The following is a 24,615-nucleotide window of genomic DNA, read 5'->3' as shown; positions in this document are numbered from 1 at the left end:
CGTGCCTGCGTGGGCGCCTTATTGACCCGGCCTGCCGGGAATCGTGTGCGCGAGACGCCGGCACCGGTGTCGACCGATGGCGTTCACTGACGACGCCGGCGAGGCACTCGCACTTAGCGTCATGTTACTGACATCAACGAAATGAGCAACTGTGTTGAGGATCAGCGCGAATCGACCTGCGCAAGCGGGCCGCTTGCGGCCCGCCGGGTTTGCGTTACCCCGCCGGGCAGGCCGCGCCGGTCTTGATCCACTCGCCGATCAGCGCGCCGAACTGTGCCTGCGTGCCGGGCACGGCTTCGCGCGGCTGGCGGCTGATGTCGATGCCGGGCTTCCAGCCCCAACCGACCAGCGGGTCCTTGGCCATGTGCTCCTGGATCTGCTGCAGCGACCTGCCGCCGTTGCGCTTGCTGTCCTTGAGCTGCTCGCAGATCTGGCCCAGCGTCTGGCCCTGCCAGGCCATTTCGATCGGCGCCAGATGCCAGGCCGGGTTGCCCGGGACGCCGGCGGTGTCGAAGTTCTGCTGCTGGTGGCAGGTGTAGCAGGCGAGCGCGGTGGCGCCGAGGCCGAACTGGCCGCGCACCACGGGCGGGGTATGCGGGTGCATGTCCATGCCCTGGGTCGGACTGTCGCCCTTGGGATGGCAGTTCAGGCAGCGCGGATGCTGGATCACCTTGCCGGCCTCGGTAAACAGCGCCTGCGAGCGCGCGGTGGGGTCGGCGATGCCGGCGAAATCCGCCGGGGATTTCAGTGTCTGCGCGGGTTTGTCGGCCGCCACTGCGTTGCCGAGGCCGGCGGCGAGCAGGCCGACCAGCAGTGCCTGGCGCAGCGCGCCCAGCGTGGCGCGAAACATCCTGTTGTCCATTGCAGCGTCTCCAGTGGCTGGCCGCGAGGCTGGCGAGGGAATCACAACTGGCTTGCATGATAGCGGTGTGACCGGTCATCCACACAAGCCGGAGCTTTGGTTATGCTGTAAGCCCCCGCCGCGCGGCACGTCCTGCGCCGGACCCGCCATCCGCAATACTCGGAGAGCCAGATGGTCGCACTCAAGGTCAATGGAAGCCCGCATTCGGTCGACGCCGATCCCAACACGCCGCTGCTGTGGGTATTGCGCGACGACCTGGGCCTGACCGGCACCAAGTTCGGCTGCGGCGCCGCCCAGTGCGGCGCCTGTACCGTGCATGTCGACGGCAGCCCGCTGCGCTCCTGCAGCGCGCCGGTGTCGGGCATGGTCGGCCGCGAAGTGACCACCATCGAAGGCCTCAGCAGCAAGACCGCCAAGACCGTGCAGCAGACCTGGATCGACCTCGACGTCGCCCAGTGCGGCTACTGCCAGTCCGGCCAGATCATGACCGCGGTGGCGTTGCTGGAATTCAAGCCCACGCCGACCGACGAGGACATCGACCAGGCCATGGCCGGCAACATCTGCCGCTGCGCGACCTACGTGCGCATCCGCGCCGCGGTGCACGCCGCCGCCGCCAAGCTGGCCGCCTAGGAGCACGACATGCGCATGCTCGATCCCACCTCCGCCGCCGCGATCTTCGCCGGCGCCACGCCGATCGAAACCGATCGCAAGCCCGGCCTGAAGCGCCGCGATTTCCTCAAGTCCAGCGCCGCCGCCGGCCTGGTATTTGGTCTGCAACTGCCGCTGGCAAAGAAGGCTTTCGCTGCCGATGCGGTCGGTGAAGTGCCGGCCGGAGCGTTCGCGCCGAACGCGTTCATCCGCATCGCGCCGGACAACAGCGTGACACTGGTGATCAAGCATCACGAGATGGGGCAGGGCGCGACCACCGGCCTGGCGACGATCCTGTGCGAAGAGCTGGACGCCGATCTGCCTTCGGTGAAAATCGAGTACGCGCCGGCCAATGTCGAGCTGTACAAGAACCTCGCGTTCGGCGCGCAGGGCACCGGCGGCTCCACCGCGATCGCCAACTCCTGGGAGCAGATGCGCAAGGCCGGTGCCACCGCGCGCGCGATGCTGGTCTCGGCCGCGGCCCAGCGCTGGAACGTGCCGGCTTCCGGCATCAGCGTCAGCAAGGGCGTGGTCAGCAGCGGCACGCACAAGGCCACCTTCGGCGAACTTGCCGATGACGCGGCGAAGCAGACCGTCCCCAAAGACGTGCCGCTGAAGGACCCGAAGAATTTCAAGCTGATCGGCAAGAACGACACGCGCCGTCTCGACAGCCAGGCCAAGTGCACCGGCACTGCGATGTACACCATCGACGTCAAGCTGCCCGGCCTGCTGACCGCGGTGATCGCGCGGCCGCCGGCGTTCGGCGCCAAGCTGGTGTCCTTCGACGCGGCGTCGGCGAAGAAAATCAAGGGCGTCACCGACGTGGTCCAGGTGCCCGAGGGTGTCGCGGTGGTCGGCAAGGGCATGTGGGCGGCGCTGCAGGGCCGGCGCGCGCTGAAGATCAACTGGGACAGCGGCGCCGCCAAGCTCAACTCCGGCAGCCTCTACGCGGACTATCTGAAGATCGCCGAAGCCGGCAGCGGCGCGGCGACGATCCATGCCGACCCGAACACCGCGGCGCAGCTGAAAAAAGCCGCAAAAAGCGTCGACGCGGTCTACGAATTCCCTTACCTCGCGCATGCTCCGATGGAGCCGCTGAACTGCGTCGCCTGGCTGCACGACGGCATGCTGGAAACCTGGGGCGCGCACCAGTTCCCGAGCTTCGACCACATGTTCGCGGCCAAGGCCGCCGGCCTGCCGCCGGAAAAGGTCAAGCTGCACTCGCTGATCAGCGGCGGCAGCTTCGGCCGCCGCGCCAATGCCGCGAGCGACTTCACCGTCGAGGCGGTCAACGTCGCCAAGGCGATCGGCCGGCCGGTGCCGGTACGCGTGCAGCGCACGCGTGAAGATGACATGCGCGCCGGCTGGTACCGGCCGCTGTTCGTGCACAAGGTCAAGGCCGGCATCGACGCCAGCGGCGAGCTGCTCGGCTGGCAGCACGCGATCGTCGGCCAGTCGATCATGGCCGGCACGCCGATGGCGGCGATGATCAAGGACGGCAACGACCCCAGCAGCAGCGAAGGCGTGTGGCCGACGCCGTACAAGATTCCGGCGATGAGCGCGGCGCTGCATTCGCCGACGCAGGACGTGCCGCCCTTGTGGTGGCGCTCGGTCGGCAATACGCACACCGCCTACGTGATGGAGACGATGCTCGACGAGCTCGCCGTCGCCGCCAGGCAGGATCCGCTGGCGTACCGGCTGAAGCTGCTCAAGGAACAGCCGCGCATGGCCGGCGTGCTCAAGCTGGCCGCTGAAAAAGCCGGCTGGAATAAAACGACGCTTGCGGCCGGCAAGGCGCGCGGCATCGCCGCGCATTTCTCGTTCGAGACCTATGTCGCGCAAGTCGCCGAAGTCAGCTTGAAGGCCGACGGCACGCCGAAAGTCGATCGCGTGATCGTCGCCGTCGACTGCGGCGTCGCGGTGAATCCGGACCAGATCAGGGCACAGATGGAAGGCTGCGTCGGCTTCGCGCTGGCGGCGGCGCTGTATGGCGAAATCGACATCGAAAACGGCGCGGTGCGCCAGGGCAATTACCACGACTACAAGGTGCTGCGGATCAGCGAGATGCCGGTGGTGGAAGTGCACATCGTCGACAGCCAGCAGGCGCCGACCGGCGTCGGCGAGCCCGGCGTGCCGCCGCTGGCGCCGGCTGTCGCCAACGCGCTGGCGAAACTGACCGGGAAACGCGTGCGCCGGCTGCCGTTGGCCGGACAGAAATTCCAGGTGGTATAAAACCGGGCATGGCGGGCTCCAACGAAACCGCCGCGATCACGGTCGCGGCCGCAGCACCGACGCATCCCGGCGGCTGGCCGGCATGGCCGGCGTATGCGCTGATCGACGATCTGTTGCCGACGCTGGAACGCTGGTCGGCGAGCGGCCGGCGCTACGCGCTGGCGACCCTGATCGACGTGGTCGGCTCGTCGCCGCGGCCGGTCGGCTCCGAAATGGCGGTGTCGGAATCCGGCGACATGGTCGGCTACGTCTCCGGCGGCTGTGTCGAAGCGGCGGTCGCCGCCGAGGCGCTGGCGGTGCTCGCCGACGGCAAGCCGCGCCTGCTCGACTACGGCGCCGGCAGCCCGGTGCTCGACGTGCAGCTGTCCTGCGGCGGCCGCATCCGCATCCTGGTGCGCGCCGTCGGTGCCGATTACGCGGCGCGGCTGCGGCGTGCACGCAACGAGCGCCAGACGCTGGCGGTGATCACCGATCTGCAATCCGGCGCGGTCACGTTCGACGACGCGCGCATCGAAGCTGGCCTGCAGGCGCAGCGCTACGTACGCCACCAGCTGACGCCGCTACGGCTGATCCTGGTCGGCGGCGATCCCATCGTGCTGGCGCTGTTGCAGCTGGCGCCGATCTTCGGCATCGAAACCGTGCTGCTGCGGCCGCGCGGCCCCGAAGTCGCGGACGACGCGCCTTACGAGCCGCAGTTGTACGACCGCCGCGGTATCGATGCCGCGCTGGCCGATCTGCATGTCGACTCGCGCTGCGCGATCTACACACTGTCGCACGACGCCGATACCGATCACGCGGTGCTGACCGCGGCGCTGCGCTCGAAGGCCTATTGCATCGGCGCGCTCGGCAGCCGGCGCAAGGCGCAGACGAGGATCGAACGGCTGCGCGGCGAAGGTTTCGACGAGGCCGCACTGGCGCGTCTGCGCACGCCGGCCGGCCTGAACATCGGTGCGCGCACGCCGCAGGAAATCGCGCTGTCTATCGTGGGCGAGCTGATTGCCGAACGCCGCGCCGACTGACGGCGCGGCGCTGCCGGCGCCGCGCATCGCCTGCATCGTCATGGCCGCCGGCCGTTCGCGCCGCTTCGGCCGCAGTCGCGTCAATAAGCTGCTGGCGCCGCTGCGCGGCCGCAGCGTCGTCGCGCAAGTGCTGACGCGGGTCATGCGCGCACCGGCGCGGCCGCTGATCGTCGTCACCGGCCATCAACGTGGACCTGTGCAGCGCGAGCTGTCATCGGTGCGCGGGCGCCGCTATCAATTCAGGTTCAATCCGCGTTATCGCCGGGGCATGGCGAGTTCGCTGCAGGCCGGTATCCGCGCGCTGCCGGCGTCGATCGACGGCGCCGTGATCTGCCTCGGCGACATGCCGGGTGTGAGGACGCGAACGATCAAGGCGCTGATCGCCGCGTACCGGCAGGGCGACGATGCGGTGATCCCACGCGTCGGTGATCGCCGCGGCAACCCGGTGCTGCTCGGCCGCGCCTTGCTGGACCGGGCGGCCGAACTCGCCGGCGACCAAGGCGCGCGGCGCCTGCTCGCCGGCAGCAGCCGGGTGCGCTTGGTCGACGCCGACGACAGCGTGCTGCTCGACATCGACACGCGCCGTGACTGGCGGCGCCAGAGGCAACGCAAAAGCCGTTGAGGTTTGCGCGGCGTCGCGGCGCCGGCCGCGACCGGATATTGCCATCGTCGCGCTCGTATCATGTGTCGCAACCGATGCCGCTGGCGACCGCGATGATTCCTGCAGATCCGATGATCCCGACCCGCCCCGCGACCGTGCCGGCGGTTGCTTTCAGCGAGGCCCTGCGCGTCTGGCTGAAGATCGGCTTCATCAGCTTCGGCGGCCCGGCGGGGCAGATCGCGCTGATGCACCGCATTCTGGTCGACGAGAAACGCTGGGTATCGGAGACCCGTTTTCTGCATGCGCTGAACTACTGCATGCTGCTGCCGGGGCCAGAGGCGCAGCAGCTGGCCACCTACATCGGCTGGCTGCTGCACGGAACCCGCGGCGGCATCGTCGCCGGCCTGCTGTTCATCCTGCCCGGCTTCGTGCTGATGAGCCTGATCGCGGTCGCCTATGTCGTTTACGGCGATCTGGGCTGGATGCAGGGCCTGCTGTTCGGCATGCAGGCGGCGACGCTCGCCATCGTCATCGAGGCGCTGATCCGCGTCGGAAAAAAAGCGCTGAAGCATCGCGCGCTGTATGCGCTTGCTGCCATCTCGTTCGTGGCGATTTTCGCGTTCGGCATGCCGTTCCCGCTGATCGTGCTGGCTGCCGGCCTGATCGGCCTGCTCGGCAGCCGGCTGGCGCCGCCGGTGTTTCTGCCGGGTTCCAGACCGGGAGCGGCAGCCGAGCACGACAGCGTTCCGGACCCGGTGCATGGCGGCGCGAGCTGGAGCCTGCGCGTGTTGCTCTGCGGCGTGCTGCTATGGGGCGTTCCGATCGCATTGCTGCTGGCAACGCTCGGGGCGCAGCACGTGTTCACCCAAGAGGCGATCTTCTTCAGCAAGATGGCGGTGGTGACGTTCGGCGGTGCCTACGCGGTGCTGGCGTACATGAACCAGCAGGCGGTGGCGCGTTATGGCTGGTTGATGCCCGGCGAAATGCTGCAAGGGCTGGCGCTGGCCGAAACCACGCCGGGGCCCTTGATCATGGTGCTGACCTATGTCGGCTTTCTGGGCGCGTATCGCGATCCGGGATCGCTGCCGCCGCTGCTGTCCGGGCTGCTCGGCGGCGCGCTGTCCACCTGGGTGACGTTCGTGCCCTGCTTTCTGTGGATCTTTCTCGGCGCGCCGTACATCGAGCGTCTGCGCGGCAATCGATGGCTGAGTGCGGCGCTGACCGCGATCACCGCGGCGGTGGTCGGCGTGATCCTCAACCTGTCGATCTGGTTCGCGATCCACGTGCTGTTCGCGCAGGTGGACACCGTCAAAGCCTTTGGGCTGGCGCTGCCGTTGCCGCGACTGGCCTCGCTGAATCTGCCCGCGCTGCTGCTGGGTCTGGCCGCGATCGTCGCGTTGCTGCGCTACCGGGTCAATCTGCTGCTGACGCTGGGCATCAGCGCGGCGATCGGCATCGCGCTGAAGCTGTCGGGCCTGGCCTAGCGACGCGCGGCTGCAACGGGCGGTCGATTCGTGCAGACGAGGTTGCGGCCGCCGAGAGCGTCGCTGCGCCGGCTCGCTGACCGCCGCGTTAGTCGCGCTGGCCGTGCAGGGACCGGACGCGCGCGACTAGCTTTTCGCGCGCGTCGCCGCGCGTCGCGGCTCCATGTGATTCAGCCGCACCCGAACAAAATCGAGGTGCTTGCCGGCGGCCTTGCCCGCGGCAACCGCGTCGCGCGCGAGAATCGCCGCCAGCAGATCGCGATGCTGCTCGCGCACGCTGGCGCTGACGCCGGATTGCAGCGCCATGCCGGCCTGCGACAGCTGCATGTGTTCCAACAGCAGCCGCTGCAGCGAGGCCATCAGGTGAGAGAACACCGGGTTGTGCGTGGCCTGCGCAATGCTCTGATGAAACGCGACGTCGGCCTTCAGCTGCTCCTTGCGATCCGCGGACGCCCAGGCGGTGTCGACCGCGGCGCCGGCTTTCGCCAGGCTCAGTGCATCGGCCTTGTCGTGGCGCTCGGCCGCGATTTCGGCGGCGGCGCATTCCAGCACATGGCGAAACTCCAGCAGATCGCCCTGCAGGTTTTCATGCAGGCTCGCCATTTCCGCCCACATGCGGTCGCCGAGCTGATGCTCGGCATCGTTGATGAAAGTGCCGCGGCCATGCTGGCGAATCAGCGCGCCCTTGGCGACGAGCATGGCGATGCCCTCGCGAATGATCGAACGCGAAAAGCTCCAGCGCGCCGACAGCTCGCGCTCCGAAGGCAGCGCCTGCTGCGGGCTGAACTCGCCCTTGCGGATCGCCTGTATCAACCGATGCGCGACCTCGTCCGGACGTCCTGCGGCGTGACGGACCGCCATCGCGTTCGATCCTGAAGAACTGGTAGGACCACCTTAGTTTGCCGCTTGCGCTTTGACAATACTCGTCGCGGTCGCGTGGCAGGCGCGATTTAAAACAGGCCGGCCGAACACAGAGCCCTGGCTGCCAAGAGGAGCGTGCGATGAGTCTGGACAGCTGCCACAACATCGAGGATCTGCGCCGGCGCGCGAAGCGCAAGCTGCCATCGCCGATGTTCCATTACATCGACGGCGGCGCCGACGACGAGTGGTCGCTGCAACGCAACAGCCAGGCTTTCGACGAGCTGCAACTGCTGCCGAATTATCTCAACGACGTCAGCCAAGTCGGCCTCGACACCACGCTGCTCGGCTGCGATCTGCGGCTGCCGTTTCTTCTGGCGCCGACCGGCATGTCGCGGCTGTTCCACCATCACAAGGAACTCGGCGTGGCGCGCGCCGCTGCGAAGCACGGCACGCTGTACACGCTGTCGACGATGGCGACCACCTCGCTGGAGGACGTGGCGGCCGCAGCAAGCGGCGCACAGATGTTCCAGATCTACGTGTTCAAGGATCGTGGTCTCACCCGCGAGTTGATCCAGCGCTGCAAGCAATCCGGCTACCGCGCGCTGTGCCTGACGGTGGACACCGCGGTCGCCGGCAATCGCGAACGCGATCGGCGCCTCGGCATGAGCATGCCGCCACGGATCACGCCGAGAACCTTCTTCAGTTTCGCCAGCAGCTTCGGCTGGCTGTTCAACTTCGCGCGCGATCCCGGCTTCGGCCTGGCCAATGTCGCGCATCGCGTCGATATGCTCAGCGGCGGCGCGGTCGGCGTGATCGAATACGTCAACAGCCAGTTCGATCGCAGCGTTACCTGGCAGGACGTCGAATGGGTCGCGAGCGAATGGGGCGGAGCGTTCGCGATCAAGGGCATGAGCGCCGTCGGCGACGCGAAGCGCGCGGTGTCATCCGGCGCGACCGCGGCGATGCTGTCCAACCACGGCGGCCGCCAGCTCGATGGCTGCGCCGCGCCGATCACCACCTTGCCGCGCATCCGTGACGCGATCGGCGACCAGTTGGAGCTGATCATCGACGGCGGCATCCGCCGCGGCACGCACATCCTCAAGGCGCTGGCGCTAGGCGCGAATGCCTGCTCGATCGGCCGCCCGTATCTGTATGGGCTCGCGGCCGGCGGCGAAGCCGGCGTCGACCGCGCCCTCACGCTGCTCAGAGACGAAGTCGCGCGCGGCCTGAGCCTGCTCGGCTGCCAGCGCATCAGCGATGTCGGCCGGCAGCATGTCGAGCTAGTCGACGAGTGGAGGCGCGAATTCGCGGCGTAGTCATGCAGGCGGGGCGTGACCCGCCGTAGGTGCCTGAGCCGCTCTCCGTTCGTCCCGAGTAGCCTCGCCTGCGAGGCGTATCGAGGGAGGGGGCCGCGGCCCTGTTCCTGGCTACTACGAAATTTGTTCAAGACGGCGGCACTCGATGACCGCGACAAGGGCGAGCACGGACCCTGCAATGCCTCATCCCGCCGCCAGCGAATCCGCCAGATCGTCCAGCAGCATCGCCACCGCATCGGCTTCCTGCCGCGCATAAAACTCCAGCGCTTCGACGTCGTCGTGGGCGAGGTACTGCGCCTGCTCGGTTTCGGTGACGACCACGTCCGGGCCACCGAACTGGTCGCTGGTGATGTCGACGATCAGGCGGATGCCGTCGGCGCGGCCGACCACCCACAGATGCGGCCGCCAGCCGCGGCCATCGTGGTAGCCGAATTCGTCGCGGCGTTTCTCCGGCCGGCCGCCGACCACGCGCCAGACGATCTGCGGCAGCGCGGTCACCAGCGCGCCATGCAGCGCAAACGACGTCACCACGCTGGTATCGGCCGACGGCGTGCGCGTGCTCGCGTTCTCGGCAAAGAACTCCTTCCACGCCGGCCAGCTCCTGGCCTGCCAGACGGCACGCGCGGCGAGCGCGATCTGCGCCGCGACATGCGCCCAGGTCGGGGCATCGTCGCCTGGCAGCACGGTGTTGTCTTGGATCACGACGCTGCCAGGCCTCGGTTGACGCCACGCGGTGCCGGCAACAAAAAAACGCGAGGCGTGGGGTTTAAGAGTGAAGGTGCTCAATCATCGGATGACGGGCGACGTGACGGCTGGCGATATCGGAAAAAATATCGAGCGGCTACGCGATCCGATGCAGCGGATTACGACGTACTCTCCGAGCGCTGCAAAAATTCGTGCCGCCGCTCCAATTCTGACGTTACCTGCGGCCGCAACTGTTCCTCGCTAAATTGCTTTCGCCAAGGTCTCAGCCATTCGCGTCTGCCAGCCTGGGCCAGTGGCCTTCCAGCGGGCAAGGGTCTCCGGCGGCAGGCGCAGAGAATCAGCGTCCGGGTTTCAGAGGCTTTGGGCCGGCCTCTAGGTTTCAGCATTTCGCCGGCTGTTTTCTTGCTGAAAATTCCAGGCAGCACCTCGGATGCTGGATGCGCATGCGCAAACGTCTCCGCGGTCCAAGCCGGATTTTCTTCGTCTACTCGCGCCGGATTAACTTTGCGCTTCATATCGCCGCACCTCTCGAACGTTTGCCGTCGCAAGCTGATCACATGAACTCTGTCGTCTCCGGGTGTAAACACCAGCATATGGAGCCGGTCACCGATCCATCCGAGCGCCTGAAACCTCTTGCAGACGGGTGTTGTCCGGTGCCAAGAAGACAAGTGAATTTCGGAACAGGCGCGGTGTATTCCCGCGATTCTCGAGGATATGCGTTGTTCATTTTTGTTGGGGGTCGCTCGTCCAGGTCTCGGCGAGCATCCATTGGTAAGCAGGCAGCACGGTGATACCAGCAGGCACGTCCGCAGGCGCGCCGTCGCGAGTGGCAGTCAACAACCAAAGGCGAGCATGCGGATGTAGCGCGCGAGCATCCTCCAGCGCGCGAAGCTCGCGCTCCGCCGTATCCGGCGCGCTTGCATCTGCACACACCTGAATCAAATGCATTTCGCCATCCGGTGACCGAGCCGAGAAATCCACTTCAAATCCGCCGGGCGTGCGGACGTAAGCCACCGTGCAACGGCGGCGCTCCAGTTCGATCAGTACGGCGGTCTCCAGAGCGTGACCGAGGTTCGGTCGTCCTGTGCGATCAAAGATCGGAATCAATCCGGCATCGATCGGGTACATCTTTCGCGGATTCACCATTCGCTGTCGCTCGGAGGCCGTGTCCAGCCAGACCGTGCGCACCAAGAAGCAGTCCTCCAGGTAGCCAATGAAATGATGCAGGGAGTCGCGCGAGATCGCGATGCCTTGACTCTTGAGCGTGGCGTAGAACTTTTCGACACTGAACGGGCTGCCGGCGTTGCCGAGCAGGTGCCGGACCAGCCAGCGAAGGGCCAACACATTGCTCACGCCGTGGCGTTCCACCACGTCGCGCAACATCGCCACATCCACGTAGTCGCGTAGGAGTTGGGAACGAGTGGCTAGGTCAAGGCCCTGTGCTTCGGGAAACCCTCCGGCTGTCAGCCAGTCAAGGAAAGCCCGCTCGATCCTTGATCGTTCAGGGGCTGCCAGGAACCCGGCGTCGGCTGGAATTGGCGTTCCTTGATGCGTGAGCGACTCCGCGAAGCTGAAGGGAAACAGCGGAACTTCCCAGGCACGCCCGCGCAAGGCGGTCGCGATTTCGCGCGAGAGCAGTGCGGCGGACGAACCGGTGACAATGACCTCCACGCCGCCTGCATCGAGCAGGCGCCGGATGAAACGCTCCCAGCCGGGCACGAGCTGAATCTCATCGAAACTCCAAGTTACCGGCCCCGCCTTGTAGGCTTCCGGTACGCGGCGGCCGTATTCCTCAAGTAGGAAGCCAAGCTGGCTGCTGCCCAGATCAGCGAGGCGTTCGTCCTCGAAGTTGATGTAAGGCAAGGAGGTGCGGGGTACCCCGGCCGCCAGTCGCTGTTGCCGGAGTTGATGCACGAGAGTGGTTTTGCCAGCGCGGCGCATGCCGATGACCGCCGTCACCTTGCCGGGTAACTCGATGCGGCCATGCATCAGACGCTGCGTGCGCGGCGGCAGGTCGGCCGAGAGAGAGGTTGCCAGGATGTCGGTCAGGGCCTCGCGAAGGGGTTTAGGCAGTGCATCGGTCATTGGGCGCTACATCTCCTTGCGGGAAGGAGAATATAAATCATATCTCTCCCTTCCAGAAGGAGAACTGCGGCCGAATTGGTCCTCGTGGGGCCTAGACCGTCCTTGGGGCAGCATCGAGGTCATACCAGCAGGCGTGCATTCGCGCTAATGCGAAGTTGCGCCCTGCCCAGAGAAACGCCGTGCACGCCGTCTAAAAAAACGCCTCCAGCAATGCCCCGGCCATCACAGATCGTTCCGCGGGCGCTGCCAAGGTCGTACAGCCAGACCTCGTCCGGGTAATTGACTACGACGGCATGGCGGCGGCTCACACTGGGGTCAGGAACACTGATCTCGTTTTCTGAATGGTTGCCCAGCGCCACCACAGCCGTTCGGATGAATTTAGATGCAGAGACCAGCCGAATCAGCAACGCGATACAGCTGTGCGCGCGGTTTCAGGCTCTGCAGCTCGGTGATGGTTAGACCGGCCATGTGAGTAACTCCGAAGTGAGCAACCGCGACACCCCTCAGTTACTCACGATGTTACTCACATCTGTCGTCGGCAGCCTTTAGCAAGCATTGGAAGCCCTGGAACGAAAAACCCCTCATTCTCGAGGGGTTTAAGGTTTCTTCGGCAGGCTTTGGCAGCCCTTGTATCAATCTCTGGTGCCGGAAAGAGGAATCGAACCTCCGACCTACTGATTACGAATCAGTCGCTCTACCGACTGAGCTATCCCGGCGCGGCCGCGGATTATAGGGGGCGCGGTCGGGGTCGACAATGCATCTGGGCGATAATGTCGGTCTCCCGTCCATTTCCGGGCGCCCGACCGGCGTCCCAGCGCCCGTGTCCGAGACCCCCAGCAAGAAAGCCGAGCCCGCCTATCTGTCCGGGCTGGGTGTGGCCGTGATCGGGGCGGTGTTTTTCTCCGGCAAGGCGGTGGTCGCCAAGCTGCTGTACCGCCACGGCATCGACGCGGTGACGCTGATCGCGCTGCGCATGCTGCTGTCGGCGCCGGTGTTCGTCGGCGTCGCGCTGTGGACCTGGCGGCAGACGCCGCGGCTGGGCGCGGCGGATCTGGCGCGGATCGGCGTGCTCGGACTGATCGGCTATTACGGCTCCAGCATGCTGGACTTCATGGGCCTGGAATACATCAGCGCCGGCCTGGAGCGGCTGATCCTGTTCCTGACACCGAGCTTCGTGCTGCTGATCGGCTTTCTCGTCTACCGGCGCCGGGTGCTGCCGCGGCAATGGCTGTCGCTGGCCTGTGCCTACGCCGGCATCGTGCTGGTGTTCTGGCACGACCTGAGGATCGGCGGCAGCAACGTCGCGCTCGGCGGCTTGCTGGTACTGGCCGCGGCGTTGAGTTATGCGGTGTATCTGCTGCTGTCGGGCGAGCTGCTGGCGCGGGTCGGGGCCTTGCGGCTGGTGGCGCTGGCGATGACCGCGTCGGCCATTGCCTGCCTGCTGCAGTACGCGCTGCTGCGGCCGTTCGGCAGCTTGTTCGTGCAGAGCGCCGCGGTCTGGCAGCTGTCGCTGGTCAACGCGCTGCTGTGCACCGTGGTGCCGGTGTTCATGACGATGATCGCGGTCGGCCGCATCGGCGCCGGGCTGACCGCGCAGTCCGGCATGATCGGGCCGGTGTCGACGTTGTTCCTCGGCGCCTGGCTGCTGGGCGAGCCGATCACGCCGCTGCAACTGGCCGGCACCGCGCTGGTGATCGGCGGCATTTTCCTGCTGTCCGCGCGCAGGGCGCCGCCTGCGGTCGCCGCTGCCCAGGCTGCGGGTGAAACAAACAAGGCGGTTTAAAACGCGGGCGGCGGCCCCATCAGGTAAGGCATCGCTTCCTGTAAGGCTTTCCATGTCCAGCCCGCTTGCCATCCCGTTTTCCGTCCTCGACCTGTGCCCGGTGGTCGAGGGCAGCAATCCGTCCGAGACCTTCCGCAACTCGGTGGAGCTGGCTCAGCTTGCCGAGCGCCTCGGCTACCGGCGCTACTGGCTGGCCGAGCACCACAACATGCCCGGCATCGCCAGCGCCGCGACCTCGGTGGTGATCGGCCACATCGCCGGCGCCACCTCGACGATCCGCGTCGGCTCCGGCGGCGTGATGCTGCCGAATCACTCGCCGCTGGTGATCGCCGAGCAGTTCGGCACCTTGGAGTCGCTGTACCCGGGGCGTATCGACCTTGGCCTGGGCCGCGCGCCGGGCACCGACCAGAACACCGCGCGCGCGATGCGCCGCGACGTGATGGCGGCCGGCCACAACTTCCCGCAGGACGTGATGGAGCTGCGCCGCTACCTTGGCGAGGAGGAGCGCGACCAGGCGATCCGCGCGATCCCCGGCCGCGGCCTGAAGGTGCCGCTGTGGATCCTCGGCTCCAGCACTTTCGGCTCGCAGATGGCGGCGCAGTTCGGCCTGCCGTATGCGTTCGCCTCGCACTTCGCGCCGGATCAGATGGACGCGGCGATCGATCTGTATCGGCGCGGCTTCCAGCCGTCGGAGCAGCAGGCGACGCCGTACCTGGTGCTGGCGCTGAACGTGTTCGCGGCGGATACCGACGAGGAGGCGCAGCGGCTGTTCACCTCGCTGCAACAGCAGTTCCTGAAGCTGCGCACCGGCACGCCGGGCCTGTTGCCGAGGCCGGTGTCGACGATGGACGGGCGCTGGTCGCCGATGGAGCAGGCCGGCATCGCCCAGGCGCTGAGCTGCTCGGTGGTCGGCTCGCCGGAGACGGTGGAGCGCGGCATCCGCCGCTTCATCGAGCGCTACCGGCCCGACGAGCTGATGCTGACCGCGATGATCCACGATCATGGCGCGCGCATGCGCTCGTTCGAGATTGCGGCGCAGGTGCGCGATCGGCTGGCTGCTTGAAATGTAGGAGCGGGCTTGCCCGCGACTGCGAGCTTGCAGGTCGCGGGCAAGCCCGCTCCTACAGCGCGTCTTACGGGCCCTGGCTTGAAGTTGTCACGCGATGCGCGTATCACGCATGCCGCTGATTACTACAACGGAGAGCGGCAAACACATGAAGTACGACGTCGTCGACGCGCGCGTGTCACCCGAGGGCCGGCTGCGGGTGCTGTCCAAGGCCGAGATCCACAAGCTGCTCGATCACAGCGAGGGCGGCCTGTATCCGGTGTTCCGCAACAGCGCGCTGGCAGTGCTCAACAGCGGCAGTTTTCTCGATGACGGCAAGGAGCTGCTCGAGCGCTATCCGGACTTCGACATCAAGATCGTGCAGGAGCAGCGCGGCATCCAGCTGCAGCTCACCGGCGCGCCGGCGCTGGCTTTCGTCGACGGTGAAATGATCCGCGGCATTCGCGAGCATCTGTTCTCGGTGCTGCGCGACATCCTGTTCGTCAGCAACGACCTGATGGAGAACCCGAGCTTCGATCTGGCGACGACGGAAGGCCTGACCGACGCGGTGTTCCACATCCTGCGCAACGCCAACCTGCTGCTGCCGCGAGTCGAGCCCAATCTCGTCGTCTGCTGGGGCGGCCATTCGATTTCGCGCGAGGAATACGACTACAGCAAGTCGGTCGGCTACCAGATCGGCCTGCGCGGTTTCAACATCTGCACCGGCTGCGGCCCGGGCGCGATGAAAGGCCCGATGAAGGGCGCGACCATCGCCCACGCCAAGCAGCGCATCAAGAACGGCCGCTACATCGGCATCTCCGAGCCCGGCATCATCGCCGCCGAATCGCCGAACCCGATCGTCAACGAACTCGTCGTCTGCCCGGACATCGAGAAGCGTCTGGAGGCTTTCGTGCGCGTCGGCCACGTGGTCGTGGTGTTCCCGGGCGGCGTCGGCACGGCGGAAGAAATCCTGTATCTGCTCGGTATCCTGCTGCATCCGGACAACGCCGACGTACCGTTCCCGCTGATCTTCACCGGGCCGGCGAGTGCGGCGGCTTACTTCGAGCAGATCGACGCCTTCATAGGCGTCACGCTGGGCGAGGCGGCGCGCAAGCGCTACACCATCATCCTCGACGATCCGGCCGCGGTCGCCCAGCGCATCGCCACCGAGATGAAAGCGGTCGGCGCCTTCCGCCACGAGAGCAAGGACGCGTACTACTTCAACTGGACGCTGAAGGTCCCGCACGATCTGCAGCAGCCGTTCAAGCCCACGCATGAGGCCATGCGCCAGCTCGATCTGCATCTGGATCAGCCCAAGCATCAGCTCGCATCCAACCTGCGCCGCGCGTTCTCCGGTGTCGTCGCCGGCAACGTCAAGGCCGAGACCATCAGGGCGGTGCAGCAGCTCGGGCCTTTCGACATCCACGGCGACCAGGCGCTGCTGAAACCGCTGGATGAATTGCTGCAGGCCTTCGTGAATCAGAGCCGGATGAAGCTGCCGGGCAAGGCTTACGTGCCCTGCTATCGGGTGGTGGTGTAGCGACGATCGCAGTCGGGGCCCTCGATACGCTCACTGCGTGAGCTACTCGGGAGCAACGCAGCGCTGCAGTTTTTTTGATAGTGAAACAACAAAACTCAGTTGGTCCCGAGTAGCCGCTTGCGGCGTATCGAGGGACGCGACTAAGCCGCGGGCCGCCGCAGAGCGGCCCGCAGTTGCGGCCACAGGAACGGCACGTGCAGCAGCCCGAACAGCACGGTGGCCGCGCCGAAGCCGAACACCTTGAAATAGACCCAGGTCTGCAGCGAATAGTGGTAGGCCACGTAAAGGTTCAGCACCGCGTGGATGCCGAAGTAGATCGCCCACAGCGCATTGACGCGGCGCCATAGCGGGTCGGGCATCGGCAGCACCTTGCCGAACAGGGTCTGCAGCGCGACGCGCTCGCCGACGAAATGGCTCGCGCCTAGCGCCAGCGCGAACGCGGCGAACACGATTGTCGGCTTGTACTGGATGAAGGTCGGATCGCGCAGGGTGATGGTCAGGCCGCCGAGCACGCTGGAGACCACCAGCGTGAACATCGACAGCCCGCTGTAATGCCCTTCGATCCAGCGGCCGGCGAACAGCGCCAGCGCCGACAGCGCGACCATCACCGCGGTCGCCGCATAGATGCCGGCCAGCGCATAGACGATCAGGAACGCGAGCAGCGGGCCGGCTTCGAGCAGGATTTTCATGGCGCGATCTTAGCCACAAAAAAGCCGCATCGTCGCGCATGGCGAACGATGCGGCTGTTTCAGCCGGGACTCCGCGCTACTGCACGCTGACCGCCGACCAGGCGGCAGCCACGGCCAGGTACTGCGTGGAGTTCAGGCCGTACAGATCGGTGGCGGCGCTGAGCGTCGCGGCGCGCGCGCCGGAGTAGTTCGTGGACGAGGTCATGTACACCGTCAGCGCGCGGTAGATGATCTGCGCGGCCTGGTTCTGGCTGAGCACGCTCAGCGTGATGTTGCCGTTGCAGACCAGGTCGACCGGCGCAATGCTGAAGCCCGGCGGCGACACCGCGCCCTGCGTCAGCAGGTAGAAGAAGTGATTGGCGACGCCGGACGAGTAGTGCACGTCGAGTGCGCCGATGCTGCCGCGATAGCAGTCCGGCGAAATGCCGTCGATGCTCGGCTTGAACATGTAGCGCAGTGCCGTGGTCGGCGTGGGGACGCCGTTGTTCGCCGCGTAAATGCGTTCGCCGATCAGATAGTTGGGCGGATTGATCGGGTTGTTGACGTAGTACTCGACCAGCGTGCCGAAGATGTCCGAGAGCGCCTCGTTCAGGCCGCCGGATTCGCCGGAGTAGATCAGCCCGGCGGTGCGCGAGGTCACGCCATGCGTCATTTCGTGGCCGGTCACGTCGATCGCCACCAGCGGGATGATGTCGCTGCCGTCGCCATCGCCGTAGATCATGCAGAAGCAGTCGTCGCTCCAGCCGGCGTTGACGTAGTTCTTGCCGTAATGCACGCGAGACGAGGCGCCGACGCCATCGTTGGCGATGCCGTCGCGATTGAACTTGGCCTTGTAGTAATCCCAGGTGCGGCCGACGCCGTACTGCGCGTCGGCACCGACCGTGGCGCGATCGGACGTGGTGTAGTTGCCCCAGAGATTGTCCTTGTCGGTGAAGATCTTGCCCTGGCCGAACTGCCTGTTCTTCATGTCGACGGTGTACTGGCCGCCGCGCGAGTTGTCGCGCAGCTCGTAGCCGCCGCTGATCGCGTTGGTGGTCAGCGGCACCGCGCCGGAGGTCAGCGTGTAGCCGGTGCCGGCGGCGGTGTTGAACTCATCGAAGCGGTCCAGCTCGGCCAGCGTGATCGCATCGACGACGCTATGACGCACGCTGGGCGAGCCGTCCGGTGCGTAGCCGCGCAGCTTCACGTCGTAGGCCAGTACCGGCGTCGCGCGGCGCGCGTAGATGACCTTGGCGACTTCGGCCTTGCCTTCGCGCAGGCCGGCGAACGTGGACTCGGCGACGCTGATCGCATTGGCCTCGCTGGCGGAGGCGTCGATGCCGAGCTTGAGCACCTGGGCCAGGGTCTGCGACACGTTCTTGAAGTTGCCGCGTGTGTCGGAATGCACGACGAAGTCGCCGCCGATCACCTTCAGGCCCTGGTAGCTGCGCTCGAAGCGCACGTGCTGCGCGCCATCGGCGTCGACGACGACGTCGCGCACCTTGAAGGTATCGGCGGCGGACGCGTGGATTTGCGCTGCATGTGTCTTCAGCTGGTCGATCGCGCGTTGCGCCGCGGCGCCGGCGAGGTCGGGCGCTGCCTGCGCGGCACCGCTGGCGAGCATCGCGAACAGCGCGGTCGCCGCCAGTAGATTCTGCTTGTTGAACATGGTGAACCCCCTTGTTTTGTCGTAGTCCCCAAACTGCTGCGTATTGACTGGGCCGTCGCGGCTTGTAGCTCCCTTGCTTGCGAGACCGCCTGGCTGGCTCAAAACGGCCGCAACGCGCATGCCATCTAGCCAGGAAAACGGGCGGGAAAACGCCCAGGCACAGACCGGGCGCTTGCGACAAGCCCCCGCCAGCGACGACGATTGGCGTCCGGCCGTCGCGCGCACAGCGCCCGGCCGCATCCGACTACTGAGAAACACGCTATGAGTCTGTCTTTACGCGACCAGCTGTTGCAGGCCGGCCTGATCAACGAAAAACAGGCCAAGGCGGCCGCCAAGCAGCCGCATCACCAGCGCGTCGACCGTGCGCCGAAGAAGCCGGTGGTGGTCGATCCGGCCAAGATCGCCGCCGAGAAAGCCGCCGCCGCCAAGGCCGCGCGCGACGCCGAGCTGAACAAGATCCAGCGCGACAAGGCCGAAGCCAAGGCGCGTCGCGCGCAGGTCAAGCAGCTGATCGAGCAGAACAAGCTGCCCAAGGTGGAGAGCGAGCTGCTGTACAACTTCATCGACGGCAAGGAGGGCAAGCGCATCCGCCGCATACCGGTGACGCCGGCGGTGCGCGACCAGCTCAGCGCCGGCCTGCTTTGGATCGTGCGCTGCGACGGCCGCTACGAAGTGGTGCCGTCGGCGATCGCCGAGCGCATCAAGGAGCGCGATCCGAACGCGGTGATTCCGCCGCGCGTGGAAGAAGCCAGCAAGCCGGCCGAAGACGATCCCTACAAGGACTTCGTCGTGCCCGACGATCTGATGTGGTGATGAGTTAGACGCGTCGCCGCGCGGGCTGGCGTTCGGCGAGGGCGGCATCCTTCGCCTTCTTCCCGAGCTTGGGCGAAACTAGCGGGCTGCCTGCACCGAAGCTTCACATTTGCGGCCGACCTTTGGCCGGAATTCGCGGTCTATCGGCTCAGGCAACACTCCCCACGATCCAGGTTCCGGAGCCACCGATGAACAACAAGATTCTCGTCGCCGCGATGTCGGCCTTCATGCTGATCGCCGCCGCCGGTTGCGGCCCGTCGGCCGACGAGCAGGCCAAGCAGGCCGCCGCGGCCGAAGCCGCGGCGCAGCAGCAGGCCGACGCGCTCAAGGCCAGCCAGGACGAACTGGCCAAGGCCCAGGCCGCGACACTGGCCGCGCAGGAGCAGGCCAAGCAGGCGCAGGAGCAGGCCGACAGGCTGCAGCAGCAGGAGGCCGATGCCGCCGCCGCCAAGGCCGCGCAGGAGCGCAAGGCGGCCGAGGCGCGCCGCGCCGCGCAGGCCGCGCGTGATCGTGCCGCCGCGCAGGCGCGCGCCAATACGCCGCCGCCGGCCGCCTACGCACCGCCGCCCCAGCAGCCGGCTCCGGCGCCGGTGGTCTGCGTCGATTGCGGCACGGTGTCGTCGATCGACGAAGTGCGCGAGAAGGGTTCCGGCTCGGGCCTGGGCGCGATTGCGGGTGCGATCGCCGGCGGTGTCATCGGCCACCAGTTCGGCGGCGGCAAGGGTAAGGACGTGGCGACTGCCGGCGGTGCGGTGCTCGGCGGTGTCGCCGGTCACCAGATCGAACGCGGCGTGCGCTCCAGCAGTTTCTACAATGTTGGCGTGAGCATGGAAGACGGCTCGTTCCGCACCGTCAAGATCGCCGATCCGCAGGGCGTCGCGGTTGGCAGCAAGGTGCGTGTCGTCGGCGAGAATCTGCAGCTGCGTTGATTCGACGATTTGACCCTCTCCCCTTGCGGGAGAGGGTGTCGCGTAGCGACGGGAGAGGGGTTGCGAGGCTCAGCCAGACAACCCCTCTCCGGCCCTTCGGCCACCCTCTCCCGCAAGGGGAGAGGGTTATTTGTCTCAGGCAGCCGCCGTTCTCCGTGCCTTCTCGATCCGATCGTAAGCCGTCGTGATCTGCTGGGTCTTCTCCACCGCCATCGCGCGCATGCTCTCGGGCAGGCCCTTGGCGGCGAGCTTGTCCGGATGGTTCTGGCTCATCAGCACGCGATAGGCGCGCTTGAGTTCGGCGTCGCTGGCCGTCGCCGGCACGCCGATCACGCGGTAGGCCGCCTCCAGCGCGCTGGGATCGTTGTAGCTGCTGCTGCCGCCACTGGAGCTGGTGCCGCCGCGCAGCATGGCCTCCAGATTGGCGAATTCCTGCTCGGACAAACCCAGGCCGCGTGCGATGCGCACCAGCAGCGCATGCTCGGCCGGATGCATCGCGCCGTCGGCGGCGAGCGCCGACATCTGCACCTGGATGAACATCTGGTGCAGCACGCGTTGGCCGCGCGAGGCCTGCGCGAACTTCGCCACTTCCGCATCGACGTCGAAGCCGTCGGCCTTGCCGCGATTGAACGAGGCGATCGCCGATTCGCGCGTGTCCGCACTCAGACGCAGCCGCTCGAACAGCGCTTCGGCGACTTCGATCTCGTTGCGCGTGACCTGGCCGTCGGCCTTGCACATCGCGCCCATCACGGCGAACGTCGAATCCAGGAACTGCGCCTGGATTTGTCCGAGCTTGCCGGCCGCCGCGCCGATCAGCAGCGGCGGCAGATAACGGCTGATGATGTAACCCACGGCGGCGCCGATCAGCAGGCCTTTCCAGCCTCCGGACGCCAGGCCGACGAAAGCGCCGATCCAGATCAGAAAATTCATTGCAGAAAGAAATCCACGAGGATGTGGCGGCCTGCGGTTGCAGGCCGCGTGTTGCCGACAGCGCTTTAGACGCCGAGCAGTTCGACTTCGAACAGCAGCGTTGCGTTCGGCGGAATCACGCCGCCGGCGCCGCGCGGGCCGTAGCCGAGATCGGCCGGGATCACCAGGCGCCGCGTACCACCGACTTTCATGCCCTGCACACCTTCGTCCCAACCCTTGATGACCTGGCCGCCGCCGAGCCCGAACACGAAAGGCTGACCGCGATCTTTGCTGGAATCGAACTTCGCGCCGGCCTTGCCATCGGTGTACAGCCAGCCGGTGTAATGCACCTGCACGCGCTTGCCGGCAACGGCTTCGGCGCCCGAGCCGATCACGGTGTCTTCGTACTGCAGGCCTGAGGTGGTTTTGATCATGTCGAATTCTTGATGTCTTGAAGGAGCGGCACAGTTTACCGTAGGGCGGGCCATGACCCGGCTACAGTAAACTTTGCCGATGCCGGATTTACGTGAACTCACCCGCCAGTTCCCGCGTGCGGGCCGCATCGATTCGATCATTCTGCGGCCGGATCGCGACGTGCCGGCGTTCGCGGTCGAGCAGGTGCAGGCGATCGCGGAGCGCGGTCTGCAAGGCGATCGCATCGCGATGAAAACCTCGAGCCGTGCCGGCGGTGGCAATCGCCAGGTGAGCCTGATCCAGGGCGAGCATCTGCCGGTGATCGCGTCGCTGATCGGCCGTGGCGCTGTCGATCCGCTGCTGCTGCGGCGCAACCTCGTCGTTTCCGGCATCAACCTGATCGCGGCGCGTTCGCTGTTCAAGGATCAGCCCTTGATGCTGCGCATCGGCGACGACGTGCGCTTGCAGATCACCGGTCCCTGCGAGCCCTGCTCGAAGATGGAAGCGGCGCTGGGAGAAGGCGCCTACAACGCGATGCGCGGTCATGGTGGCATGACGGCGAAAGTGATCGCCGGCGGCGTGATTCGCGTCGGTGACGCAGTTCGGGTGGCGGCAGACTGAGGCTTTTGCGGGCACTAACGATGCAGTTCGATCGTCGCCTTGATGTGCTTGAGCTGCGCGACGATCGAGAACGTCATGATCACCAGCAGCGACCAGGCGCCCCATTTGCCGACGTGCACGGTGGCCCAGGCGCCGTACTGGTTCGGGTACTGCCAGACGCCGAACAGCGTGCCCAGGTTTTCTGCCAGCCACAGGAAAAATCCGATCAGCAGGAACGCCAGCGCCAGCGGCATGCGCCGCTCGCGATCCAGCGGGCGGAACACGACCACGCAACGTGCATAAAGACCCAAGGTCAGCGCGGCCAGCGCCAGGCGGAAATCGCTGATGTAGTGATGGGTAAAGAAATTGGCGTAGATCAGGATCGACACGATCCAGGTCATCCAGTACGGCGGATGGCGTTCGATGCGCAGATCCAGCAGCCGCCAGGCCTGGATCATGTAGCTGCCAACCGCCGAGTACATGAAACCGGAAAACAGCGGCACGCCCAGCAGTTTGGCGTAGCCCGGATCGGGATAGCGCCAGGAGCCGATGGCGGCCGAGACCTTGAAGGCCTCGAGCGCGAAACCGACCGCGTGAAACACCATGATCGCCTTGAATTCGTCGAGGGTTTCGAGCCGGCGCCATAGCATCCAGGCCTGTGCGCCGACCGCGATCAGCAGCAGCGCGTCGTAGCGCGCGAGTCCGAGCAGGCCGCTGCGGGGCATCAGCATCACGGCGCCGAAAATGATCACCGCGAACAGGCAGGCGCGCGCCTCCTTGGCGCCGAACCAGAGCAGTTCGAGCAGCGCACGCCGCCAGCCTTGAAGCGCCGAAGTGCGCGGAGCGAGCAGCAGATCGTCGATCGAGCTCAGCATGGGCAGGGATGTGGCCAAAGAGCGCAGCATGTTAGGGGCTGGGCCTGGTCCACGCCCGGCCGGTTGACGCGGCGCCCCGCATTTCTGATTATGGTCACAATAATCTAAGACGAGTTGTGCCATGCCCAAAGGCGGATTCCGCCCCGGCGCCGGCCGCCCTGCCGGCACCGGCAGCCGTTACCCCGGCGAAGCCACGCGCACCATGCGCGTGCCCGAGAACGCGGTGCCGACGATCGTCAGCTACCTGGGCCAGTACCGGCTGCAGTTGCTGGCGGCGCAGGTCCCGTCCGAGGCGGCGATGATCGATCCGCCGGAGTTGCTGATCGGCGAAGTCAGCGTGCGCGTGCCGGCCGGCGCGGCGATGCCGGCGGACGACGACGTCGACATGAGCGTCGACCTGAACCGCCTGATGATCCGCCGCGCCGACAAGACCCGCATCTTCACCGTCGAGGGCGACTCGATGGACCTGGCCGGTATCGCCGAAGGCGACAAGCTGATCGTCGACTGCGGCCTGGAGGCGCGCGACGGTGACATCGTCATCGCGATCATCCTGGCCGACGGCCACACCGTGAAGCGGCTGTCGCTGAAAGGCGAGCGGCCCAAGCTGGTGCCGGAATCGTCCAACCCGATCCACCAGGTGCGCGAGATTCGCGACGACGAGGAGTGGATGGTGTGGGGCGTGGTGACCGGGCTGGTCAAGCGGTTCCGCTGATGCAAAAGCAAAAGAAAACCCCGTTCGTCCCGAGTAGCGCGCAACGCGCGCGTATCGAGAGAGCGGATTGCGATCCGGCCCCTCGATACGCTCACTGCGTGAGCTACTCGGGGCGAACGGGGTTTGGCGGATACCGCGAGGTTTCAGCGTGACCCACGCCACCCTCAGCCGCACCCACGACCAGCGCCTGCGCGCGATGTACCGCTCGGCCGGATGGCCGTGCCTGGATGCGATCGAGATCGATCTGCTCGCCGCCGGTTTGCTCGAGCGCGTCTGCCATCCCGCGGGTCCGGAGAATCTGCGCGTCACCGACGCCGGCCTGCAGCATCTGTCGACGACCTTGAACCGCAATCGCGCCGCGCTGGATGCGCACGAGGCCCTGGTCGAGCGCGTTTGCGAAGAGCAGTCGCGCAACGGCCGCATCGCTTATCGCGGCCTTACCTTGCTGGCCAAGCCCGATGTGAGCTGGCTGCATCTGCGCCCCGACGTGTTCTCGATCTGCAACACCACGGTCGAGGACTACGTCGAGCCGATCGTGTTCGAGGTCAAGGTCAAGCGTGCCGATCTGAAGGCCGATCTGAAGAAAGCCGAAAAACGCGCCGGTTACCTCGCGATGTCCAGCCAGTGCTATTACGTGCTGGCCGAAGGCGTCGGCGATGCCGACGACGTGCCGCCGGAATGCGGCGTGATGATTGCCAGCGGTGATTCGATCCGCATGCTGCGCGTGGCGCCGAAGCGCCCGATGAAAATCGGCTTCGGCAGCTGGATGGCGCTGGCCAAGGCCGACCGTTACCGATCGCTGGTCGATCCCGCGCCGCTGCTGTGACGCCGGCCGCCACGACGAC

At 66.3% G+C, this 24,615-nt stretch carries 25 protein-coding genes, 1 tRNA gene and 1 pseudogene; 14 read left to right on the top strand and 13 right to left on the bottom strand.

The window, feature by feature from the left end; translation table 11 throughout:
- Positions 1-214 precede the first annotated feature (214 nt).
- Complete coding sequence (locus ACQZF9_RS16535; RefSeq protein WP_428310060.1) at positions 215-862, bottom strand: Isoquinoline 1-oxidoreductase subunit; 648 nt, start codon at positions 860-862, stop codon at positions 215-217.
- A 171-nt stretch (positions 863-1,033) separates the two neighbouring features.
- Between ACQZF9_RS16535 and ACQZF9_RS16530 the strand changes: the two genes are divergently transcribed.
- The 5 genes from ACQZF9_RS16530 to chrA all read left to right on the top strand — a co-directional run bounded on the left by ACQZF9_RS16530 (position 1,034) and on the right by chrA (position 6,846).
- A complete protein-coding gene (locus ACQZF9_RS16530) occupies positions 1,034-1,492 on the top strand; it encodes a (2Fe-2S)-binding protein (protein WP_428310059.1) in 459 nt (152 codons plus the stop codon).
- Positions 1,493-1,501: 9 nt separating this feature from the next.
- Positions 1,502-3,742: a molybdopterin cofactor-binding domain-containing protein gene (locus tag ACQZF9_RS16525; RefSeq protein WP_428310058.1), complete on the top strand. Its 2,241-nt coding sequence runs from the start codon at positions 1,502-1,504 to the stop codon at positions 3,740-3,742.
- Positions 3,743-3,750: 8 nt separating this feature from the next.
- Positions 3,751-4,761, top strand: a complete 1,011-nt coding sequence (locus tag ACQZF9_RS16520; RefSeq protein WP_428310057.1) for an XdhC family protein — start codon at positions 3,751-3,753, stop codon at positions 4,759-4,761.
- Positions 4,739-5,383, top strand: a complete 645-nt coding sequence (locus ACQZF9_RS16515; protein WP_428310056.1) for a nucleotidyltransferase family protein — start codon at positions 4,739-4,741, stop codon at positions 5,381-5,383. The genes ACQZF9_RS16520 and ACQZF9_RS16515 overlap by 23 nt, the downstream gene beginning before the upstream one ends.
- Before the next feature lie 110 nt (positions 5,384-5,493).
- The gene (chrA, locus tag ACQZF9_RS16510) at positions 5,494-6,846 is read left to right on the top strand and encodes a chromate efflux transporter (protein ID WP_428310055.1); all 1,353 of its coding nucleotides are present in this window, start codon (positions 5,494-5,496) and stop codon (positions 6,844-6,846) included.
- Positions 6,847-6,972: 126 nt separating this feature from the next.
- On the opposite strand, the gene ACQZF9_RS16505 is transcribed toward chrA, so the two are convergent.
- Positions 6,973-7,707 carry a FadR/GntR family transcriptional regulator gene (locus ACQZF9_RS16505; protein WP_428310054.1) on the bottom strand — a complete coding sequence of 245 codons (735 nt, stop codon included), beginning with the start codon at positions 7,705-7,707 and terminating at the stop codon, positions 6,973-6,975.
- A gap of 140 nt (positions 7,708-7,847) precedes the next feature.
- On the opposite strand from ACQZF9_RS16505, the gene ACQZF9_RS16500 reads away from it, so the two are divergent.
- Complete coding sequence (locus tag ACQZF9_RS16500; RefSeq protein WP_428310053.1) at positions 7,848-9,023, top strand: alpha-hydroxy acid oxidase; 1,176 nt, start codon at positions 7,848-7,850, stop codon at positions 9,021-9,023.
- Between the two features lie 183 nt (positions 9,024-9,206).
- Here ACQZF9_RS16500 and ACQZF9_RS16495 read toward each other — a convergent pair whose 3' ends face one another.
- The 6 genes and pseudogenes from ACQZF9_RS16495 to ACQZF9_RS16470 form a co-directional block, all read right to left on the bottom strand.
- Positions 9,207-9,725, bottom strand: coding sequence for a hypothetical protein (locus tag ACQZF9_RS16495; protein WP_428310052.1), 519 nt, complete (start codon positions 9,723-9,725; stop codon positions 9,207-9,209).
- Positions 9,726-9,968: 243 nt separating this feature from the next.
- A complete protein-coding gene (locus tag ACQZF9_RS16490; protein ID WP_428313447.1) occupies positions 9,969-10,055 on the bottom strand; it encodes a BrnA antitoxin family protein in 87 nt (28 codons plus the stop codon).
- Positions 10,056-10,226: 171 nt separating this feature from the next.
- Positions 10,227-10,363 (bottom strand): annotated as a pseudogene (locus ACQZF9_RS16485) (BrnT family toxin); the annotation flags it as partial.
- An 88-nt stretch (positions 10,364-10,451) separates the two neighbouring features.
- Positions 10,452-11,813 carry an ATP-binding protein gene (locus ACQZF9_RS16480; RefSeq protein ID WP_428310051.1) on the bottom strand — a complete coding sequence of 454 codons (1,362 nt, stop codon included), beginning with the start codon at positions 11,811-11,813 and terminating at the stop codon, positions 10,452-10,454.
- 119 nt (positions 11,814-11,932) lie between these two features.
- On the bottom strand, positions 11,933-12,220 hold the full coding sequence (locus ACQZF9_RS16475) for an FHA domain-containing protein (RefSeq protein ID WP_428310050.1): 288 nt from the start codon (positions 12,218-12,220) through the stop codon (positions 11,933-11,935).
- A gap of 233 nt (positions 12,221-12,453) precedes the next feature.
- Positions 12,454-12,529 (bottom strand) — tRNA-Thr (locus tag ACQZF9_RS16470).
- Between the two features lie 104 nt (positions 12,530-12,633).
- Here ACQZF9_RS16470 and ACQZF9_RS16465 point away from each other — a divergent pair.
- From ACQZF9_RS16465 to ppnN, 3 genes are all read left to right on the top strand, one after another.
- Positions 12,634-13,596, top strand: a complete 963-nt coding sequence (locus tag ACQZF9_RS16465; RefSeq protein WP_428310049.1) for a DMT family transporter — start codon at positions 12,634-12,636, stop codon at positions 13,594-13,596.
- A 52-nt stretch (positions 13,597-13,648) separates the two neighbouring features.
- Complete coding sequence (locus ACQZF9_RS16460; protein WP_428310048.1) at positions 13,649-14,659, top strand: LLM class flavin-dependent oxidoreductase; 1,011 nt, start codon at positions 13,649-13,651, stop codon at positions 14,657-14,659.
- 151 nt (positions 14,660-14,810) lie between these two features.
- A complete protein-coding gene (gene ppnN / locus ACQZF9_RS16455) occupies positions 14,811-16,181 on the top strand; it encodes a nucleotide 5'-monophosphate nucleosidase PpnN (protein WP_428310047.1) in 1,371 nt (456 codons plus the stop codon).
- A gap of 140 nt (positions 16,182-16,321) precedes the next feature.
- On the opposite strand, the gene ACQZF9_RS16450 is transcribed toward ppnN, so the two are convergent.
- Positions 16,322-16,870, bottom strand: coding sequence for an inner membrane-spanning protein YciB (locus ACQZF9_RS16450; protein WP_428310046.1), 549 nt, complete (start codon positions 16,868-16,870; stop codon positions 16,322-16,324).
- Positions 16,871-16,946: 76 nt separating this feature from the next.
- On the bottom strand, positions 16,947-18,518 hold the full coding sequence (locus ACQZF9_RS16445) for a M4 family metallopeptidase (RefSeq protein WP_428310045.1): 1,572 nt from the start codon (positions 18,516-18,518) through the stop codon (positions 16,947-16,949).
- A gap of 261 nt (positions 18,519-18,779) precedes the next feature.
- On the opposite strand from ACQZF9_RS16445, the gene ACQZF9_RS16440 reads away from it, so the two are divergent.
- Together ACQZF9_RS16440 and ACQZF9_RS16435 are read left to right on the top strand one after the other, a co-directional pair.
- Positions 18,780-19,331, top strand: coding sequence for a DUF2058 domain-containing protein (locus tag ACQZF9_RS16440; RefSeq protein WP_428310044.1), 552 nt, complete (start codon positions 18,780-18,782; stop codon positions 19,329-19,331).
- Positions 19,332-19,519: 188 nt separating this feature from the next.
- Positions 19,520-20,260: a glycine zipper 2TM domain-containing protein gene (locus tag ACQZF9_RS16435; protein ID WP_428310043.1), complete on the top strand. Its 741-nt coding sequence runs from the start codon at positions 19,520-19,522 to the stop codon at positions 20,258-20,260.
- Between the two features lie 135 nt (positions 20,261-20,395).
- On the opposite strand, the gene djlA is transcribed toward ACQZF9_RS16435, so the two are convergent.
- Complete coding sequence (djlA, locus tag ACQZF9_RS16430) at positions 20,396-21,190, bottom strand: co-chaperone DjlA (RefSeq protein ID WP_428310042.1); 795 nt, start codon at positions 21,188-21,190, stop codon at positions 20,396-20,398.
- 65 nt (positions 21,191-21,255) lie between these two features.
- Entirely contained in the window at positions 21,256-21,603 is a 348-nt protein-coding gene (locus tag ACQZF9_RS16425) for an FKBP-type peptidyl-prolyl cis-trans isomerase (protein WP_428310041.1), read from the bottom strand.
- A 79-nt stretch (positions 21,604-21,682) separates the two neighbouring features.
- Here ACQZF9_RS16425 and ACQZF9_RS16420 point away from each other — a divergent pair, with 79 nt between their 5' ends.
- Positions 21,683-22,204, top strand: a complete 522-nt coding sequence (locus tag ACQZF9_RS16420) for an MOSC domain-containing protein (protein ID WP_428310040.1) — start codon at positions 21,683-21,685, stop codon at positions 22,202-22,204.
- 14 nt (positions 22,205-22,218) lie between these two features.
- On the opposite strand, the gene ACQZF9_RS16415 is transcribed toward ACQZF9_RS16420, so the two are convergent.
- Positions 22,219-23,058 carry a DUF817 domain-containing protein gene (locus ACQZF9_RS16415; RefSeq protein WP_428310039.1) on the bottom strand — a complete coding sequence of 280 codons (840 nt, stop codon included), beginning with the start codon at positions 23,056-23,058 and terminating at the stop codon, positions 22,219-22,221.
- A gap of 121 nt (positions 23,059-23,179) precedes the next feature.
- On the opposite strand from ACQZF9_RS16415, the gene ACQZF9_RS16410 reads away from it, so the two are divergent.
- Both ACQZF9_RS16410 and ACQZF9_RS16405 read left to right on the top strand, forming a co-directional pair.
- Positions 23,180-23,770, top strand: a complete 591-nt coding sequence (locus tag ACQZF9_RS16410) for a LexA family protein (protein WP_428310038.1) — start codon at positions 23,180-23,182, stop codon at positions 23,768-23,770.
- Positions 23,771-23,918: 148 nt separating this feature from the next.
- A complete protein-coding gene (locus ACQZF9_RS16405; protein WP_428310037.1) occupies positions 23,919-24,596 on the top strand; it encodes a hypothetical protein in 678 nt (225 codons plus the stop codon).
- The last annotated feature ends 19 nt before the right edge of the window (positions 24,597-24,615 follow it).

The sequence above is a fragment of the Hydrocarboniphaga sp. genome (assembly GCF_965279055.1).
Taxonomy (GTDB): domain Bacteria; phylum Pseudomonadota; class Gammaproteobacteria; order Nevskiales; family Nevskiaceae; genus Hydrocarboniphaga.
This window is presented reverse-complemented; position numbering and strand designations above follow the sequence as displayed.